Genomic DNA, 17,648 nt, shown 5'->3' on the forward strand with positions numbered 1-17,648 from the left:
GTCTGGCAAGGCACCATCGACAGAGCGGGCGTTACCGCCCGACTCTATTATTGCCTAGCCAATCAGAAGATCAAACGTTCCAGCAGTTTGTCATCATGCTGATCAAGCTTCATGTCGAAATCATCAACCATGATCACATCGCGCTTGAGTTTGCGCGCACGAGTCACAGCATCAAATTCGCCCTGGGTAATCACCCCGCCCTGCAGCGCTTCGGCCAGACGATCACGCGCGGTGATGGTCTTGAACTTGCCGTCACGCGCCAGTTTGCGCAGCTTCTGCTCGACCGGTTCTGTTTCCAGCATGGCTTTCAGTGCCGGCACCAGTACGCCAACCGGGTCAGTTTCATCCTGTGGCACGAAAATGCCCTTGGTCAGACGCTCGCGGGTCGGGCCAAGTTCCATCAGGCTGCGTGCCACCTGGGTACCGATGCGGTCGCTGGCCGGCTTCATGGTCAGGCCCCACGGGAAAATCACCTTGCGCAGCACTGCGGCCAACATGCGGCTTGGCAGGTTGGCAAGGAAGCCATCCATCGCCTGCTGCAGGTCATACAGTGCGTTTTCGACCGCCCACTTCAGCACTGGCAGGTCTTCCTTCGGTGCGCCGTCACGTTCGAAGCGCTTCAGGCAGGCCGAGGCGATATACAGATTGGACAACATATCACCCAGACGCGCAGACAGCTTTTCGCGGAACTTCAGCGAACCGCCGAGGCTGAACATCGCCATATCGGACAGCAAGGCAAAAGCGCTGGAGAAACGTGTCAGCTGTTTGTAGTAGCCAGCTACTTCGCCACCTTTCGGGCTGCCGACAAACTTGGCACCGGACAGACCCATCCACAGCGAACGCACCACATTGCTGATCACGAAGTTGATATGGCCGGTAATGGCCTTGTCGAAGTCAGCTGCATCATTCGACATCGCAGCCTTCATTTCACGCAACACATAAGGATGGCAGCGGATCGCACCCTGACCATAGATAATCATCGAACGAGTAAGGATGTTAGCCCCCTCGACGGTGATCGCAATCGGGATGGCCTGATAGGCACGTGCCAGATAGTTGCGCGGGCCCAGCACCACAGCCTTGCCGCCGTGCACATCCATCGCATCATTCAGGGCTTTGCGCATGCGCTCGGTATTGTGATACTTGAGCACTGCCGACAATACGGACGGCTTCTCGCCGTTATCGAGGCCGGTCAGCGCCAGATCCTGCGCCGCTTCCATCTGGTAGGTGTAGCCGCCGATACGTGCCATCGCCTCGTCTACGCCTTCAAACTTACCGATGGACAGACCAAACTGGTCACGGATACGGGCATAAGCACCGGTGGTGTAAGACGCGACCTTGCCGGACGCTACCGACATCGCCGGCAGCGAAATGCAGCGGCCAACCGACAGACACTCGACCAGCATGCGCCAGCCCTGGCCTGCGTACTCGCGGCCACCGATGATCCACTCCAGCGGAATGAACACATCCTTGCCCCAGGTCGGGCCGTTCATGAAGGCCGCACCACCCGGAAAGTGACGACGGCCGATGGCCACGCCTTCGTGCTCGGTCGGTACCAATGCGCAGGTAATGCCGATATCTTCCTTGTCACCCAGCAGGTGATCCGGGTCGTACATCTTGAAAGCCAGGCCCAGAATGGTGGCAACCGGCGCCAGGGTAATCCAGCGCTTTTCCCAGCTCACGCGTACACCAAGCACGTTCTCGTGACGTTGGCCGCTGCGCGGATCGGTATAGGAGCCACGGCAAACCACGCCGAAATCAGGAATCGCGCCAGCGTCAGAACCGGCATACGGGCTAGTCAGTGCAAAACATGGCACTTCCAGACCCTTGGCCAGACGCGGCAAGTAATAGTCTTTTTGCGCTTCGGTGCCGTAGTGCTGCAGCAATTCGCCCGGGCCGAGCGAGTTAGGCACCATCACCGAAACGGCAGCCGTACCGCCGCGGGTAGCGATCTTGGTCACTACCTTGGCGTGGGCATAGTTGGAGAATTCGAGACCGCCGTATTTCTTCTTGACGATCATGCCAAGGAAACCGTTGTCCTTGATGAACTGCCACACTTCAGGCGGCAGGTCTTTGAGCTCGTGGGTGATCTTCCAGTCGTCGACCATCTTGCACAGCTCTTCGGTCGGGCCGTCGATGAAAGCCTGCTCTTCGGCAGTCAGTTTCGGGTCGGGGAAGCTGTGCAGACGGTTCCAGTCCGGCTTGCCGGAGAACAGGTCACGATCCCACCAGACAGTACCGGCGTTGATCGCTTCCTGCTCGGTCTGGGACATCGCAGGGGTGATTTTCTTGAAGATGGAGAAGACCGGGCCGGTAAACAGCGCGCGGCGCAGCGGTACCAGATTCAGTACAGCTGCCACGACACCGAAAATCGCCCAGACGGCGACCGGCACAGGGCATGCGGCCAACCATTGCAAGCCGGCCAGCCAGCCCGCAATGGCGATAGTCCATGCCAGCACGGGTGCGCGGAAGTAAGCCAGCGCGCCCAGCAGCAGGATCAAAACAATAGCAGATGTCATTATGGATACCCTCGTGTTGACCTTTGAAAGTCAATCAAGCGGGCGCCGTCAACCCCGCCACAACGAAAGGCACCAGATACTTGACCACCATGTCAGGATCTCTTGCCGAGACAACCTGGCTGCGGACAAAAATCTTCAAGACATCATTACCGGCAAAGGCATTGAACATCACGCCAAAGGCGAAATGCATGCGCCATGCGATTTCCTCGGCACCAAACTGCGGCAAAGCCGTCTGGAATGCGCTGGTATAACGCTGGACAAAGACACTGTATTGCTGATTCAGTGCCTCGCGCAGCAGACGGTGGTTTTCCACCAGCGTGCGCGACATCAGCCGGACAAACATGGCCCCGCCCCTCGAGGGGTCTTTTGACAGCGCGAGACAGGGCTTGATAAAGGTCAGCACCAGTTTCTCGGCAGTCAAGGTTTGTCCGGACTGTTCCAGCGCGTCAAGTTCGGTCAGGCAGACAGTCACGAACGGACCGATCCTGCGCATGAAAACCGACTCGAACAGCGCGTCCTTGGAACCAAAGTGGTAATTCACCGCAGCAAGATTGACTTCGGCCTGCTGCGTGATCATGCGAAGCGAGGTTGCCTCAAAGCCATGCTCGACAAACAGGCGCTCCGCCACATCAAGAATGCGGGTCGCCGTATCGGGCTTGCTCACTTCCATGTCGTCTTGCGCTTTCATTGTATTGAGTAATTGCGTCGCCTTGCTCATCATGATTTTCGAACAAGCGTTTGAAACTTACGTTTATATTTGACCCGTGTCAAGTTATGCATGGGGCCTCTCCCGATAGAAATAAAACGGCAGTCTTATTTTAGACTGCCGTTTGATTGAAACAATGGTTTTGTTACAGGCCGCGCGCCAGATCGGCGCACACATCATCCACATGCTCCAGACCGATGGCCAGACGCAACAAGCCTTCGGTAATACCGGCCGCTGCACGCGCCTCCGGCGTAATGCGCGCATGCGTAGTCGAAGCCGGATGGGTGATGGTGGTCTTCACATCACCAAGGTTGGCCGTGCGTGAAATCACCTTGACCGCATCCACCACCTTCCAGGCCGCTTCGCGACCACCCTTGACCTCAAACGACACCACCGCCCCGCCACTGGACTGCTGTCGCTTCGCCAGCTCGTAATGCGGGTGACTAGGCAGACCCGGGTAGAATACGCGGCCAACATTGGGTTGCTGCTCCAGCCATTTGGCCACCGCCAGCGCATTGGCCGAGTGCTTTTCCATGCGCAGATACAGTGTCTCAAGACCGGACAACAAGGCCCAGGCATTGAATGGTGCCAATGTCGGGCCGGCTGTACGCACATGCAGATACACCTGCTCGACCAGCTTGTCCGAGCCGACCACCGCACCACCCATCACGCGGCCATGACCGTCCAGGTATTTGGTGGCCGAATGCACCACCAGATCCGCGCCCAGTTTCAGCGGCTGCTGCAAGGCCGGCGAGCAGAAACAGTTATCCACCACCAGCAAGGCACCGGCAGCATGTGCAATCTCGGCAATCGCCGCGATATCGGCAAGGTCGGTCAGCGGATTGGAAGGCGTTTCAAGGAACAGTACGCGCGTAGTCGGCTTAATCGCCGCACGCCAGGCATCAAGGTTGGCCGCATCGACATAAGTCGTCTCGACACCGAATTTGCCCAGCACGGTATTGAACAGATTGATGGTGGAGCCAAACAGGCTGCGCGAGGAAATCACATGATCGCCCGACTTCAGCAGGGTCAGCATGGTGGCCTGAATCGCCGCCATGCCGCTGGCAGTGGCAATCGCTCGCTCGCCCCCCTCCATCGCGGCAAGACGCGCCTGGAAAGCTGAAACCGTCGGATTGGTAAAACGGGAATAGGTAAAGCCGTCAATCTCGCCGAGGAACATGGCAGCAGCTTGCGCGGCATTATCAAAGGTGAAGCTCGAGGTCAGGTGCAAGCTCTGACTGTGCTCGCGATATTCGCTGACTTCGCGGCCGGCACGAATGGCCAGCGTTTCCGGATGCAGATTCAGGCAATGATCTTCTTGTGACATGACAATCCCAGGCAGCTTTAAGCAAATACCTAAAGATAACAATGGTTGGCCATGGCGGCCAACCATTGTTGTTATAAGCACATTAGATCAGGTTCTGTTCGGCCACATTCAGATTCAGGTCGACCATCTGCTGGCTGCCCTCATCCTTGCCTTCGGCCTTGCTCTTGCCGCGAGCCGCCTCGATGGCATCAAGATACGCCTCGTTGATGTCGCCGGTGATGTAGCAGCCACTGAAGCAGGACGCCTCGAACACATCCAGATTGCGATTGATGCTGTGCACCGCCTGCTCAAGCGCCTCGAGATCCTGATAGATCACCTCGTCAGCACCGATCTCGTCGGCAATCTGGCGCTCGTCACGGCCGGTCGCCAGCAGCTCGGCGCGGGTCGGCATGTCGATACCGTAGACGTTGGGGAAGCGTACGGCCGGTGCCGCCGAAGCAAAATAGACTTTCTTCGCGCCGGAATCACGTGCCATCTGCACGATTTCCTTGGAGGTGGTACCGCGCACGATGGAATCATCCACCAGCAGTACATTGCGACCGGAGAACTCCAGCGCTACCGGATTGAGCTTCTGGCGCACCGACTTCTTGCGCACTGCCTGACCCGGCATGATGAAGGTACGACCGATATAACGGTTCTTGATGAAGCCTTCGCGGTACGGCAGACCCATGGCATTGGCCAGTTGCAGCGCACTCTGGCGGCTGGAGTCCGGGATCGGGATCACCACATCAATCTCGATATGCGGATACTGGCGACGAATCTTGTCAGCCAGCATTTCACCCATATTCAGACGCGACTGGTAAACCGACACACCATCGATTACAGAATCCGGACGCGCAAAGTAGACGTATTCGAACAGACAAGGTGCCAGCTTGGTGTTTTCGGCACACTGACGCGCCTGCATTTCACCCTCGAAAGTCACATACACGCACTCGCCCGGCTGCACGTCGCGCTCGAGCTTGAAGCCCGAGCAGTCCAGCGCTACCGACTCGGAGGCGAACATATATTCGCTACGGCCTTCAATGACATTCTTGCCCATTACCATCGGACGGATGCCGTGCGGATCGCGGAACGCCACCAGGCCATAACCGGCAATCATCGCCACCACGGCATAAGCACCGCGCACGCGACGATGCACCGCCTCAACTGCACCAAATACCGCATCCGGCGTCAGCGCCGCATTCTCCACACGGGTAGCCAGTTCGTGGGCCAGTACGTTGAGCAGCACTTCGGAGTCGGAGTTGGTGTTGATATGACGCAGGTCGTTACGGAACATATCCTGCTTCAACTCGTCGGTATTGGTCAGGTTACCGTTGTGCGCCAGCACGATGCCGAATGGCGAGTTCACATAAAACGGCTGTGCCTCGGCCAGACTGGAGGCCGAACCGGCCGTGGGGTAGCGCACATGGCCGATGCCGGCATTGCCCAGCAGCGAACGCATATTGCGGGTACGGAACACATCACGCACCAGACCGCTGCCTTTATGCATGTGAAAGGTCTTGCCGTTGGCCGTTACGATACCAGCCGCGTCCTGACCACGATGCTGCAAAAGCTGCAGGCCGTCATACAACAACTGGTTAACGGGCGTCTGACCTACCACCCCAAGAATTCCACACATAGTTAATCCCCAGACTACACGAGTAAAAACAAGGGGTGATGGCGGATCACGCCATCACCCCTCTGATATTGCTAAGAAAACTGCATCGACTTGGCCAGCAGCTCCGGCAACCACGGCCGCGCCGCCAAGGCGACAGATTCGAACGGCTGCACCAGCAAGGCTTCGTTCCACACCGGCTTTTTCGGCATGTCGCTCAAGCCTGCCAGCATCACCAGCACCGTCACCAGCAACAAGCCACGCATGAAACCGAATACCACACCAAGAAAACGATTGACCCCGCCCAGCCCGGTCGCATCCAGCAAGGCTGTCAGCGTAAGGCGGAATAACACTGTCAATAACCAGCACGACAGCAAGAGCAGCACAAAGGCAACGATCAGCTGCAGCCCCGCCCCGCCGATCGGCACAAAACCCGACACCAGCGGCGCAAAGGTCTTGGCCACCCAAAAGGCAATCAGCCAGGAAAACAGTGACAGCAGCTCGGCGGCCAGGCCACGAAACAGCGCAATCGCCATCGAGCCAGCCATCACTGCCAGAATGATCCAGTCCAGAGCCGTCATTGCTTATTTGTTCACGATGATGCCGGTCACCCCGGCACGTTCTAGCTTGCGCAAGGCCGCATCAGCCTGCTCGCGTGAGGCAAACGGCCCGACACGCACCCGCGTAACCTCGCCCTTGCTGGTCTGCACCTTGCTAAAACTGGCGCTGACGCCAATTGCCGACAAGCGCTGGCGCAGGCTGCTGACCTTTTCCGGATCAGACAGTGCGGCCAACTGCACATTGAAGCTACCCGTACTGCTGGCCTTGGGTGCGACCGCTGGCTCGGGGGCATCGCGCCCTTCCAGAATAGCCATCGGATCAGGCTTGCGCGCCGGCTCAGGCTTTTTCTCGGCCACTGGCGGTTTTACTGTTTCAGGCTTCGCAACAGGCTTGGGCTCGGGCTTCGGCTCCGGTTTGGCTTCAGGCTTGCTGACCGGCTTGACTGGCGCAGGCGGCACAACAGCAGGAACTGCTGTCGCAGCTGGGCTAGTCACGGCAACAGGCGGAGTGCTTACCGTCGGCGGCACCGAGGGCACAGGCACCGGCTTGGTCGTCGCAGTCGGTGCAAGAGGAGCCGTCGGCGCAAGCGGCACAGACTGCGAGGTATCAGCGGGCGGAATAATCGCATCCTCCGGGGGCAGCACCGCCAGAATATCGGGCTCGGGCGCCGATGCAGCCACGGGTGGCGCCACCGGCGTTTCGGCCGAGGCCGGCAGGCCGGTAATCTCGACCGACTGCGGCTTCATCTCTTGCTGCGGCAGCTTTTCGAGAACATTCCACAACACGAGCACGGCAAACCCGACCAGCACGATTGCACCAATCAGGCGGCGGCGCGCCCGTTTGCGCAACATCAGCAACTCTTCGTGTGCAGAAAGCGACATATTCCCCTCAATCCCGACTATTTCTAGCGGCCATGACCTCGGCTACCGTATGGAAGGAGCCGAAAACCGTGATTCTATCATTTTCACCCGCCGCCGAGAACGCTGCATGCCATGCGTCGGCAACTGATTCAAACTGCATGATGGACTTGATACCCAGATCAGCCAGCTGTGCGGCTAACGCTGCCGCTTTCTGACCACGCGGCATATCCAGTCCGCCCACGTACCAGGCATCAAACTCGTCTTTCAGTGGCGCAATTGTTGCCGCCAGGTCCTTGTCGGCCAGCATCGAGAACACGGCAATGCACCGCTGGGCATAAGGCATGCGACGCAGGCTGTCAGCCAGTGCGCGGGCGGCGTGCGGGTTGTGGCCAACGTCCAGAATCACCAACGGGCGACCGGGCAAGACCTGGAAGCGCCCCGGCCAATCCACCTCGAGCAGGCCACGCTTGATCGCGCCGATACCCACCGGCAACACCTCGCGCACGCCTTCAAGCGCCGCCAATACCGCAGCCGCATTGACCAGCTGGTACTCGCCGCGCAGCGCCGGCATCGGCAGTGCATGACGGTGATGATCGCCCATACGGAACGACCACTGGTTTTCCAGCTTGCTGATACCGAAGTCACGACCGATCAGCTTGAGATCGGCATCAATCGCCGCAGCGTGATCCAGCAGGCTTTGCGGCGGATTCGGATCGGCACAGATGGCCAGCTTGCTAGGGCGATAGATGCCGGCCTTTTCAAAGCCGACCAGCTCGCGGGTATTGCCGAGAATCGCCTGATGATCCAGATCGACACTCACCACCACCGACACGGTAGGCTCGAAAATATTGACAGCGTCCAGCCGGCCACCCAGTCCGACTTCCATCACCGCCACATCCACGCCTTCTTCGATAAAGCTGTGCATCGCGGCCAAGGTACCGAACTCGAAATAAGTCAGCGTGGTATCGCCGCGCGCGTCTTCAATCGCCTGAAAGCTGTCGATGATGCGCTTGTCAGCCACCGGCTGCATATTGATGGCCACACGCTCGTTGTAATGCACGATGTGTGGCGAGGTGTAAGTGCCGACCTTGAAACCGGCGCGCTCGAAAATCGTCGACAACATCGCACAGACCGAGCCCTTGCCATTGGTCCCGCCAACGGTGATGACCGGGAACGTTGGCCGCAGCCCCATGCGGTCCTGCACCTTGCTGACCCGCGCCAGCCCCATATCGATCGCGGCCGGGTGAATGGCTTCCAGATGCGCCAGCCAGTCTGGCAATGTGTCGAAACGCGCCATCAATAATCCTTCTGTTCAGTATTCTGCCCGGCGTCTTGCTGACGGCTCCAGGCGATATATACGCGCAAGGCGCGGTGGGTTTCGGCCGGCACGGCATCGCACCACACCAGCACGGCATGCGAGCCGCCCCGTTCGTCTCGCAGTCGCAAGCAAAGCAGCCACGGCCAGGCACTGCTGCTATCAAGCAGTCTGCACGCCTGTAGCCCCTGGCCGAAATCCAGCGACAAGCGTCCGCGGTAATCAATCTGCAGCGCCCGTCCAGCCGAGCCGGTCAATAGCCGCCAGCACAGCACGCTGGCGAGCAAGGCCGCCACCAGCAAATACCCATCCGGCTGCTGCAGGCATTGCCACCACAACAGCAAAGGCGACGGCGTCAATACGATTGCGGCCAACCATGAAAATGCAAGGTTGGCCGCAACTGGCGGGTAATGCCGCGGCTGCATAGCCGGGTTTAGTCGTCGTCGCCCACGTCAGCCGGCGAATTCATGATTTCCGCATCCACGGTATCCAGCAAGGTCGAGTGGATCTCGACATCAAACCACTCCCAGAATGCTTTCAGCGAACGGTCTTGCGGCCACAGCGCCTCGTCCTCGTACCACGACGCCAGCTCGACGCGGAACAGCTTGTCCGCCATATCGTCGATATAGGAAATCGCCTCTTCGGGTTCGTCGAACTCCGGCAACAACAGCACGGTGCAGTCGGCACGCAGGGCATCCAGCGACAGCTCGATCATATCGTTGTCGGGTACGGCATTCAGCCAGGCCAGAAACGGGGCTTTGGGCTTGATGACGGCAACGGAGCGATCAACAAAGTACATGGCAATTCCTTTCGTGGGTGACGGCTGCACGAGCCGTATCGGGCGCGCATTGTAACAGCGTCGGCCTGCCAGGCGAAGGGCAGGCCGACGCCTCATGCTACAATCCGCATATTGTCAAAATCTTACCATCTGCCCGCATACATTATGGCCCTGATTACCGTAGAAAAAGCCTGCCTTGCCTTTGGCCACCACGCCCTGCTCGACAATGTCGATTTTTCGCTGGATGGCGGCGAGATTGTCGGCCTGATCGGCCGCAACGGCGCCGGCAAGTCCTCGCTGCTCAAGGCCATTGCCGGCGCCATCAAACTGGACGACGGCCGCATCAACCAGCAAGGCGACACCAAGGTTGCCTACGTGCCGCAAGAGCCGCAGTTCACCGAGGGCCACACGGTATTCGAAGCCGTCGCCGAGGGCCTGGGCGATCTGATGTCGCTACTGACCGACTACCACCAGCTGACCAGCCAGCTGGCTGACCCTGCGGCCAACCATGACGCCCTGATGACGCGCATGACCGCCATCCAGCATGAACTCGAGGCCCGCGACGGCTGGCAGTTCGACGCGCTGATCAGCACCACGTTGTCCCACCTTGGCCTGGATGCCGACACCCAGGTGTCCGCCCTGTCCGGCGGCTGGAAAAAACGTGTGGCACTGGCGCGAGCGCTGACCAGCCGCCCGGACGTGCTGCTGCTGGATGAGCCAACCAACCACCTCGACATGAGTGCCATCGAGTGGCTGGAGGGTCTGCTGAAGAATTTTGCCGGCAGCGTACTGCTGATTACCCACGATCGCCGCTTCCTTGATAACGTTGCCACCCGCATCATCGAACTCGATCGCGGCATCCTGCGCTCCTACCCCGGCACCTTTGCTGCCTACCAGACGCGCAAGGCCGAAGAGCTGGCAGTCGAAGAAGAACAGAATCGCCTGTTCGACAAATTCCACGCCCAGGAAGAAGTGTGGATCCGCAAGGGCATCGAGGCTCGCCGCACCCGCAACGAAGGCCGTGTGCGCCGCTTGGAAGAAATTCGCCGCCAGCGCGCCTCGCGTCGCGAGCGTGTCGGCCAGGTCAACTTCCAGCTGGATGCCGGCGAGCGCTCCGGCAAGCTGATTGCCGAGCTCGAACACGTCGACAAGGGCTTTGGTGACAAGCTGCTGATCCGCGACTTCACCACCCGCATCCTTCGCGGCGACAAGATCGGCCTGATCGGCCCCAATGGCGCCGGCAAGACCACCCTGCTCAAGCTGATTCTTGGTGAACTCGAAGCCGATCGCGGCAGTATCAAGCGCGGCACCAAGCTGGAAGTCGCCTACTTCGACCAGTTCCGCACCCAGCTGGATGAAGAATCCAGCGTGGCCGACATCATCAGCCAGGGTAATGATTTCGTCGAAATCGCCGGCCAGAAAAAGCACGTGATGAGCTATCTGGAAGACTTCCTGTTCTCGCCACAGCGCGCACGCAGCCCGGTGAAGTCACTATCTGGTGGCGAACGCAACCGTCTGCTACTGGCCCGCCTGTTCACCCGTCCGGCCAATGTACTGGTGCTGGACGAACCCACCAACGACCTCGACATCGACACGCTGGAGTTGCTGGAAGAACTGATCGAGCAATACAGTGGCACCGTCTTCCTGGTCAGCCACGACCGCGCTTTCCTTGATAATGTGGTGACTCAGGTAGTGGCGTTCGAAGGCAATGGCCGCCTTGAAGAATACCCGGGCGGCTATCAGGACTGGCTGGACACCAAGGCACGCATGGCCAGCATGAAACCGGCTGAAGCCGCCAAAAAGCCGGCTGCGGCCAACGTTGACAGCAAGGCCGAGCGCGATCGCAGTGCGCGCAGCCAGAAGCTCAGCTTCAATGAAAAGCGCGAACTCGAGCGCCTGCCCGAGGAAATCGCCGCACTGGAGCAGGAACAAGCCGAGCTCAACGAGAAAATGCTGGACCCGGAAATCTACAAGACCCAGGCGCAAGCTGCCCGCCAATGGCAGGCTCGCATCGAGGAGATCGAAATGCTGTTGCTGGAAAAACTCGATCGCTGGGAACAACTGGAGAACAAACAGGCATGAAGCAACGCTGGCCACTCATTCTGATCGTGTCACTACTGGCCGCTTGCGCCAGCGCGCCGCAGAAGCCGGCCAGCAAACCTCGTCCGAAACCCGCAGCCATCCAGCTGTCGGCCCTCAAGGCCGACGGGCTGGGGCGCGAGATTCTGCTCTACACCCTCAGCCTGCTCGATATCGAGTACAAATTCGGCGGCAGCAATCCGGAGGCCGGCCTCGACTGCAGCGGCATGGTTGCCTACATCTACAAGAATGCAGCGGGCGTGCAATTGCCACACAATGCCGCCCAGATTGCCGCCCTCGCCCGCCCCATTCCCAGCCAGCAGCTCAAGGTTGGCGACCTGGTGTTCTTCAACACCCTGGGCCGCCCCTTCTCCCATATGGGCATCTATATCGGCGACGGCAAATTCGTGCATGCACCACGCAGCAACAGCGCGATCCGGGTTGATCGCCTCGACAATCGCTACTTCGCCCAACGTTTCGAAGGCGGCCGCACGCTGTTTGCCGCCAGCTAAGCCCATCCCGAAAATGAATTCCTGCCTTTAAATTGCAACATCAAGGCATAAAAATTCCATTACCACAGACTACCCGTCACTTCCAGCCCACATAGGGTTATCCCCTATGCCGAACAGCTTGGAAAGCCTCTCGAGCTGTGTTTACATAATTACACCAGAATAGGTTGATGGCGTTTGGGAGAGCGCCAAGACCACAACAGGGCTCAAGCCCTGCAACACACAATAGGAGATACTAGAGTGCAGTCTCTGCTTGCCTTGTCGCGCCTTATCGACGCGATCAACGCACGCATAGGCCAGGCCGCATCGTGGCTTGTGCTTGTTGTCGTGCTCATCAGTGCAGGTAATGCCATTGTCCGCAAAGCGTTCGACATCAGCTCGAATGCCTTTCTGGAAATCCAGTGGTACCTGTTTTCCGCCATTTTCCTCTTGGCTGCGGCCTACACCCTGCAGAAAAACGAGCACATCCGTATCGACCTGCTCAACAGCAAGCTGAGCCAGCGCGGCCGTGCCTTGCTGGACATCGTTTGTACCTTGCTGTTCCTGGTACCAACCTGCGTTCTGCTGATCATGTACGGCTGGCCGATGTTCATGAATGCCTTTGTCAGCGGCGAAATGTCGTCTGATGCCGGCGGCCTGATCCGCTGGCCAGTCTTCCTGCTGATTCCGGTCGGCTTCAGCCTGCTGCTGCTGCAAGGTGTTTCCGAGATCATCAAGCGTCTCGCCTTCCTGTCCGGCGCCGGTCCTGATCCGCTTGCCGTCAAGAATGACGATGTACACAAGGAGCCGGTATGAACCTCGAGTTGATGGCTCCAATCATGTTCGTGTCGCTGATCTTCTTCTTGTTGATCGGCTATCCGGTTGCTTTCGCCCTGTCCGCTGTCGGCTTGCTGTTCAGCTGGATCGGCATTCACTTTGAACTGTTGCGCCCCGAGTTGTTGCAGGCCCTGCCTAACCAGGTCTACGACATCATGCGTAACGACACCCTGCTGGCGATTCCGTTCTTCACCTTCATGGGGCTGATTCTGGAGCGCTCGGGCATGGCCGAGGAAATGCTCGACACCATCGGCCAGCTGTTCGGCTCAGTGCGTGGCGGTATTGCTTATGCCGTGATCTTTGTTGGCGCACTGTTGGCCGCAACCACGGGTGTCGTCGCCGCCTCGGTGATTTCCATGGGCCTGATCTCGCTGCCCATCATGATGCGCTATGGCTACGATACGCGGATTGCCACCGGCGTGATCGCGGCCTCCGGCACGCTGGCCCAGATCATCCCGCCATCACTGGTACTGATCGTACTGGCTGACCAGCTGGGCGCATCTGTCGGTGACATGTATGCCGGCGCGATGATTCCTGGCCTGCTGTTGTGCGCCATGTACGCCGTCTTCATCTTCCTGGTATCGCTGGCCAAACCACAATGGGTACCTGCACTGCCGCCGGAAGCCCGCACCTTGCGTGGTGCCCTGCTGGCCAAGCGTGTTGTACTGGTGATGATTCCGCCGCTGCTGCTGATCTTCCTGGTACTGGGCACCATTTTCCTGGGCATTGCTACCCCGACCGAAGGTGGTGCGATGGGTGCAGTTGGCGCCATTGCCCTGGCGATGATTAACAAGCGTCTGGACATCAAGTTGCTGAAGCAGGCGATGGATTCCACCATCAAGCTGTCCACCTTCGTGGTGTTCATCCTGATCGGTGCACGCGTGTTCCGTATCGCCTTCCTGGGCGTGGATGGCGACAAGTGGGTAGAACATCTGCTGACCAGCCTGCCAGGTGGTGCTACCGGCTTCCTGATTGCCGTCAACGTGATGGTGTTCTTCCTGGCTTTCTTCCTCGATTTCTTCGAGATCGCCTTCATTCTGGTGCCATTGCTGGCCCCGGTGGCACAAAGCCTGGATATCAACCTGGTATGGTTTGGCGTGATTCTGGCGGTCAATATGCAGACCTCCTTCATGCACCCACCGTTCGGCTTCGCGCTGTTCTACCTGCGCAGCGTGGCACCAAAAGAAGTCAAGAGTACCGACATCTACTGGGGGGCCGTGCCTTATGTCATCCTGCAGCTGATCATGGTTGGCCTGCTGATTGCCTTCCCGAAACTGGTCACCGGCTCGCTACATGACGAGGTGAAGACCAATGCCGAGGACGCGGCCAGCATCATGCAGACCATGGATCTGGCTCCGACTGACAGCAGTACCGGCAACTCGCTGGAAGCCTTTGGCATCAGCGACGCCTCCGCACCGGCATCCGCTGACGCCTCTGCGGCCAACAGCAGCGAATCTGAAGATCTGCTCAAACAAATGACCCAATAACGCAGAATCGTACCGGCGAGCCTGGCCGCCGGTACAAACTGCCTAAGCCTGCCAGCAGGCAAAGCATCACAACACAAATGGAGAAAAAAGTGGAAAGACGTTCCTTCCTCAAGAAAGCCGGCGCAGCCGGTCTGGCCACCGCTGCCGTATCCGCCCCTGCCATTGCTGCTGACGGCCCAAGCATTCGCTGGCGCCTGGCATCCAGCTTCCCGAAAAGCCTGGACACTATTTACGGCGGTGCCGAAACGCTGGCCAAGCGCGTAGCCGAACTGACCGAAGGCAAATTCCAGATTCGCGTCTTCCCCGGCGGTGAGATCGTACCGGGCACCCAGGTACTGGATGCCGTACAGAACGGCACCGTGGAATGCGGCCACACCTGCAGCTATTACTACGTCGGCAAGAACAAAGCCTTTGCCTTTGACACGACCATGCCGTTCGGCCTGACTGCCCGCCAGCAGAATGCCTGGCTGTACTACGGCGGCGGCATGAAGCTGATGCGTGAATTTTTTGCCAAATACAATGTGGTGAACTTCCCGGGTGGCAACACCGGCACCCAGATGGGTGGCTGGTTCCGCAAGCCGGTAGCCGGCCTTGCCGACCTCAAGGGCCTGAAGATGCGCATCCCGGGCTTTGGTGGCGAGATCATGGCCAAGCTGGGCGCAGTGCCACAAACTCTGGCAGGTGGTGATATCTACCCTGCGCTGGAAAAAGGCACCATCGATGCCACCGAGTGGGTTGGCCCGTATGATGACGAGAAGCTCGGCTTCTACAAAGTCGCCAAGCATTACTACTACCCTGGCTTCTGGGAACCGGGTCCGAACGTTTCCTTCTATGTATCCAAGAAGGAGTGGGACAAGCTGCCTGCCGAGTACAAGGCCGCCTTCGAAGCCGCCGCTGCCGAGGCCAACATCCTGATGCAAGCCGAGTACGACGCCAAGAACCCTGTCGCCCTGGTCAGCCTGCTGCAAAAAGGCGTGAAGCTGCATCAGTATCCTGCCGACGTGATGAAAGCCGCCCAGAAAGCCGCTTTCGAACTGTACGAACAGGAATCGGCCAGCAATGCCGACTTCAGAAAGATCTACACCGAGTGGAAAAAATTCCGCACCTTGCAGCACGGCTGGTTCAACCTGGCCGAAAACAAGATGGAAAGCTTCATGTACGCCAACCGCGTCAAATAAGCAGCCTGAAGACCACCGTTCGCGGTGGTCTTTTATTTTGAATACCCGAAACTTGCCAGCATCAATGCAACAGATATTGCCTTATACATTGCAAATATCCAGAGAGCACTAACTGCCGCAAGCCTTATCGGGATAAGCTCAGTAACAGAATTCAGCGGCAAGATAGCCGCCAGCGCAAAACAACCGGCACCCCATACAAGCCGGCAAAAAGCAGTAATAACACGACAAAGGAGATCAGTATGGAAAGACGCTCGTTTCTGAAAAAAGCCGGTGCTGCCGGCCTTGCCACCGCTGCCGTTTCGGCACCTGCCATCGCTGCTGACGGCCCAAGCATCCGCTGGCGCCTGGCATCCAGCTTCCCGAAAAGCCTGGATACCATTTACGGCGCAGCCGAAACCCTGTCCAAGCGCGTAGCCGAACTGACTGGCGACAAATTCCAGATCCGCTGCTTCCCTGGTGGTGAAATCGTGCCAGGCACCCAGGTTCTGGATGCCGTACAGAATGGCACCGTAGAATGCGGCCACACTGCCAGTTACTACTATGTCGGCAAGAACAAGGCCTTCGCGTTTGACACCGCTATGCCATTCGGCCTGTCTGCCCGTCAGCAGAATGCCTGGCTGTACTACGGTGGCGGCCTCAAGCTGATGCGCGAACTGTTTGCCAAATACAATGTGGTGAACTTCCCGGGTGGCAACACCGGCACCCAGATGGGCGGCTGGTTCCGCAAGCCGGTAGCCGGTCTTGCTGACCTCAAAGGCCTGAAGATGCGTATCCCGGGCTTTGGTGGCGAGATCATGGCCCGCCTGGGCGCCGTTCCACAAACCCTGGCTGGTGGCGATATTTACCCGGCGCTGGAAAAAGGCACCATCGATGCCACCGAGTGGGTTGGTCCGTATGATGACGAGAAGCTCGGCTTCTACAAAGTCGCCAAGCATTACTACTACCCAGGCTTCTGGGAGCCGGGTCCTAACCTGTCCTTCTATGTTTCCAAGAAGGAATGGGACAAGCTGCCAGCCGAGTACAAGGCCGCTTTCGAAGCCGCCGCTGCCGAGGCCAACATCCTGATGCAGGCCGAGTACGATGCCAAGAACCCGGTAGCGCTGGTCAGCCTGCTGCAAAAAGGCGTGAAACTGCATCAGTACCCTAACGACATTCTGAAAGCTGCCCAGAAAGTGGCATTCGAACTGTACGAGCAGGAAGCCACCACTAACGCCGACTTCAAGAAAATCTACACCGAGTGGAAGAAATTCCGCACCTTGCAGCACGGCTGGTTCAACCTGGCCGAAAACAAGATGGAAGCCTTCATGTACGCCAACCGCGTCAAGTAAGCCTGCCATCCCCAAAACAAAAGCCACCTTCGGGTGGCTTTTGTTTTTCAGCAATTTGCGGCCAACCTTGCCGGTCAGGCCCTAACTTGCTCAGTCATCCTCGCGGATTTCAAAGTCATGCGTAATATCAGCGGTCTTGCCCAGCATGATGGAGGCCGAGCAGTACTTTTCGGCCGACAGCTTGATCGCGCGCTCGACCACATCCGCCTTCAGGCCGCGGCCAACCACCACAAAATGGAAATGGATGCTGGTGAACACTTTCGGATCGGTATCGGCGCGTGCGGCATCCATCTCTACCCAGCAGTCACGCACATCCTGACGCGACTTTTTCAGGATATTGATCACGTCGTAGCTGGTGCAACCGGCCGTACCCAAGAGTAGCAACTCCATCGGACGCGGGCCCAGATTACGGCCGCCACCTTCCGGTGCGCCATCCATCACCACAGCGTGGCCACTGCCGGTTTCGCCCATGAAACACACGCCATCCACCCACTTCAGTCTTGCCTTCATGCTTGTCCTCCGATTGAGATGGGGCAAGCCTATCATCAGGCATTTGGTCATACCAAGTATCACCGGTAAAATGCAAAGATTGTT

General features: G+C 58.5%; 16 protein-coding genes. 6 read left to right on the top strand and 10 right to left on the bottom strand.

Going from position 1 to position 17,648, the window contains the following annotated elements; genetic code table 11:
* Positions 1-62 precede the first annotated feature (62 nt).
* The 9 genes from ACZ9W6_RS01385 to ACZ9W6_RS01425 form a co-directional block, all read right to left on the bottom strand.
* A complete protein-coding gene (locus ACZ9W6_RS01385; protein WP_465189259.1) occupies positions 63-2,516 on the bottom strand; it encodes an acyl-CoA dehydrogenase in 2,454 nt (817 codons plus the stop codon).
* A 34-nt stretch (positions 2,517-2,550) separates the two neighbouring features.
* Positions 2,551-3,186: a TetR/AcrR family transcriptional regulator gene (locus ACZ9W6_RS01390; protein ID WP_465189461.1), complete on the bottom strand. Its 636-nt coding sequence runs from the start codon at positions 3,184-3,186 to the stop codon at positions 2,551-2,553.
* Between the two features lie 181 nt (positions 3,187-3,367).
* Positions 3,368-4,549 (bottom strand): O-succinylhomoserine sulfhydrylase, encoded by a 1,182-nt coding sequence (locus ACZ9W6_RS01395; RefSeq protein ID WP_465189260.1) that lies wholly within the window; start codon positions 4,547-4,549, stop codon positions 3,368-3,370.
* Positions 4,550-4,631: 82 nt separating this feature from the next.
* Positions 4,632-6,167, bottom strand: coding sequence for an amidophosphoribosyltransferase (gene purF, locus ACZ9W6_RS01400; RefSeq protein ID WP_465189261.1), 1,536 nt, complete (start codon positions 6,165-6,167; stop codon positions 4,632-4,634).
* 71 nt (positions 6,168-6,238) lie between these two features.
* A complete protein-coding gene (locus ACZ9W6_RS01405) occupies positions 6,239-6,724 on the bottom strand; it encodes a CvpA family protein (protein ID WP_465189262.1) in 486 nt (161 codons plus the stop codon).
* A gap of 3 nt (positions 6,725-6,727) precedes the next feature.
* Positions 6,728-7,585, bottom strand: coding sequence for an SPOR domain-containing protein (locus tag ACZ9W6_RS01410; protein WP_465189263.1), 858 nt, complete (start codon positions 7,583-7,585; stop codon positions 6,728-6,730).
* 7 nt (positions 7,586-7,592) lie between these two features.
* Complete coding sequence (gene folC, locus ACZ9W6_RS01415; RefSeq protein WP_465189264.1) at positions 7,593-8,861, bottom strand: bifunctional tetrahydrofolate synthase/dihydrofolate synthase; 1,269 nt, start codon at positions 8,859-8,861, stop codon at positions 7,593-7,595.
* On the bottom strand, positions 8,861-9,304 hold the full coding sequence (locus ACZ9W6_RS01420; RefSeq protein WP_465189265.1) for a protein YgfX: 444 nt from the start codon (positions 9,302-9,304) through the stop codon (positions 8,861-8,863). The genes folC and ACZ9W6_RS01420 overlap by 1 nt, the downstream gene beginning before the upstream one ends.
* 8 nt (positions 9,305-9,312) lie before the next feature.
* A complete protein-coding gene (locus ACZ9W6_RS01425; RefSeq protein ID WP_465189266.1) occupies positions 9,313-9,678 on the bottom strand; it encodes a hypothetical protein in 366 nt (121 codons plus the stop codon).
* 144 nt (positions 9,679-9,822) lie between these two features.
* Here ACZ9W6_RS01425 and ACZ9W6_RS01430 point away from each other — a divergent pair, with 144 nt between their 5' ends.
* The 6 genes from ACZ9W6_RS01430 to ACZ9W6_RS01455 all read left to right on the top strand — a co-directional run bounded on the left by ACZ9W6_RS01430 (position 9,823) and on the right by ACZ9W6_RS01455 (position 17,054).
* Entirely contained in the window at positions 9,823-11,739 is a 1,917-nt protein-coding gene (locus ACZ9W6_RS01430) for an ATP-binding cassette domain-containing protein (RefSeq protein WP_465189267.1), read from the top strand.
* Positions 11,736-12,248, top strand: coding sequence for a C40 family peptidase (locus tag ACZ9W6_RS01435; protein ID WP_465189268.1), 513 nt, complete (start codon positions 11,736-11,738; stop codon positions 12,246-12,248). Before ACZ9W6_RS01430 ends, ACZ9W6_RS01435 begins: the two co-directional genes overlap by 4 nt.
* A gap of 237 nt (positions 12,249-12,485) precedes the next feature.
* Positions 12,486-13,040: a TRAP transporter small permease subunit gene (locus ACZ9W6_RS01440; protein WP_465189269.1), complete on the top strand. Its 555-nt coding sequence runs from the start codon at positions 12,486-12,488 to the stop codon at positions 13,038-13,040.
* Entirely contained in the window at positions 13,037-14,548 is a 1,512-nt protein-coding gene (locus ACZ9W6_RS01445) for a TRAP transporter large permease (RefSeq protein ID WP_465189270.1), read from the top strand. Before ACZ9W6_RS01440 ends, ACZ9W6_RS01445 begins: the two co-directional genes overlap by 4 nt.
* Positions 14,549-14,637: 89 nt before the next feature.
* Positions 14,638-15,726, top strand: a complete 1,089-nt coding sequence (locus ACZ9W6_RS01450; protein WP_465189271.1) for a TRAP transporter substrate-binding protein — start codon at positions 14,638-14,640, stop codon at positions 15,724-15,726.
* Between the two features lie 239 nt (positions 15,727-15,965).
* Positions 15,966-17,054: a TRAP transporter substrate-binding protein gene (locus tag ACZ9W6_RS01455; protein WP_465189272.1), complete on the top strand. Its 1,089-nt coding sequence runs from the start codon at positions 15,966-15,968 to the stop codon at positions 17,052-17,054.
* A gap of 90 nt (positions 17,055-17,144) precedes the next feature.
* On the opposite strand, the gene ACZ9W6_RS01460 is transcribed toward ACZ9W6_RS01455, so the two are convergent.
* On the bottom strand, positions 17,145-17,564 hold the full coding sequence (locus ACZ9W6_RS01460) for an OsmC family protein (RefSeq protein ID WP_465189273.1): 420 nt from the start codon (positions 17,562-17,564) through the stop codon (positions 17,145-17,147).
* Between the last annotated feature and the right edge of the window lie 84 nt (positions 17,565-17,648).

This window comes from Vogesella lacus, from assembly GCF_979366295.1.

Coding starts and splice junctions, on each gene's coding strand:
- ACZ9W6_RS01435 (WP_465189268.1), top strand. CDS start 11,736: ATGAAGCAACGCTGGCCACTCATTCTGATCGTGTCACTACTGGCCGCT.
- ACZ9W6_RS01445 (WP_465189270.1), top strand. CDS start 13,037: ATGAACCTCGAGTTGATGGCTCCAATCATGTTCGTGTCGCTGATCTTC.
- ACZ9W6_RS01460 (WP_465189273.1), bottom strand. CDS start 17,564: ATGAAGGCAAGACTGAAGTGGGTGGATGGCGTGTGTTTCATGGGCGAA.
- ACZ9W6_RS01410 (WP_465189263.1), bottom strand. CDS start 7,585: ATGTCGCTTTCTGCACACGAAGAGTTGCTGATGTTGCGCAAACGGGCG.
- ACZ9W6_RS01390 (WP_465189461.1), bottom strand. CDS start 3,186: ATGGAAGTGAGCAAGCCCGATACGGCGACCCGCATTCTTGATGTGGCG.
- ACZ9W6_RS01395 (WP_465189260.1), bottom strand. CDS start 4,549: ATGTCACAAGAAGATCATTGCCTGAATCTGCATCCGGAAACGCTGGCC.
- ACZ9W6_RS01405 (WP_465189262.1), bottom strand. CDS start 6,724: ATGACGGCTCTGGACTGGATCATTCTGGCAGTGATGGCTGGCTCGATG.
- ACZ9W6_RS01385 (WP_465189259.1), bottom strand. CDS start 2,516: ATGACATCTGCTATTGTTTTGATCCTGCTGCTGGGCGCGCTGGCTTAC.
- ACZ9W6_RS01430 (WP_465189267.1), top strand. CDS start 9,823: ATGGCCCTGATTACCGTAGAAAAAGCCTGCCTTGCCTTTGGCCACCAC.
- folC (WP_465189264.1), bottom strand. CDS start 8,861: ATGGCGCGTTTCGACACATTGCCAGACTGGCTGGCGCATCTGGAAGCC.
- ACZ9W6_RS01420 (WP_465189265.1), bottom strand. CDS start 9,304: ATGCAGCCGCGGCATTACCCGCCAGTTGCGGCCAACCTTGCATTTTCA.
- ACZ9W6_RS01425 (WP_465189266.1), bottom strand. CDS start 9,678: ATGTACTTTGTTGATCGCTCCGTTGCCGTCATCAAGCCCAAAGCCCCG.
- purF (WP_465189261.1), bottom strand. CDS start 6,167: ATGTGTGGAATTCTTGGGGTGGTAGGTCAGACGCCCGTTAACCAGTTG.
- ACZ9W6_RS01455 (WP_465189272.1), top strand. CDS start 15,966: ATGGAAAGACGCTCGTTTCTGAAAAAAGCCGGTGCTGCCGGCCTTGCC.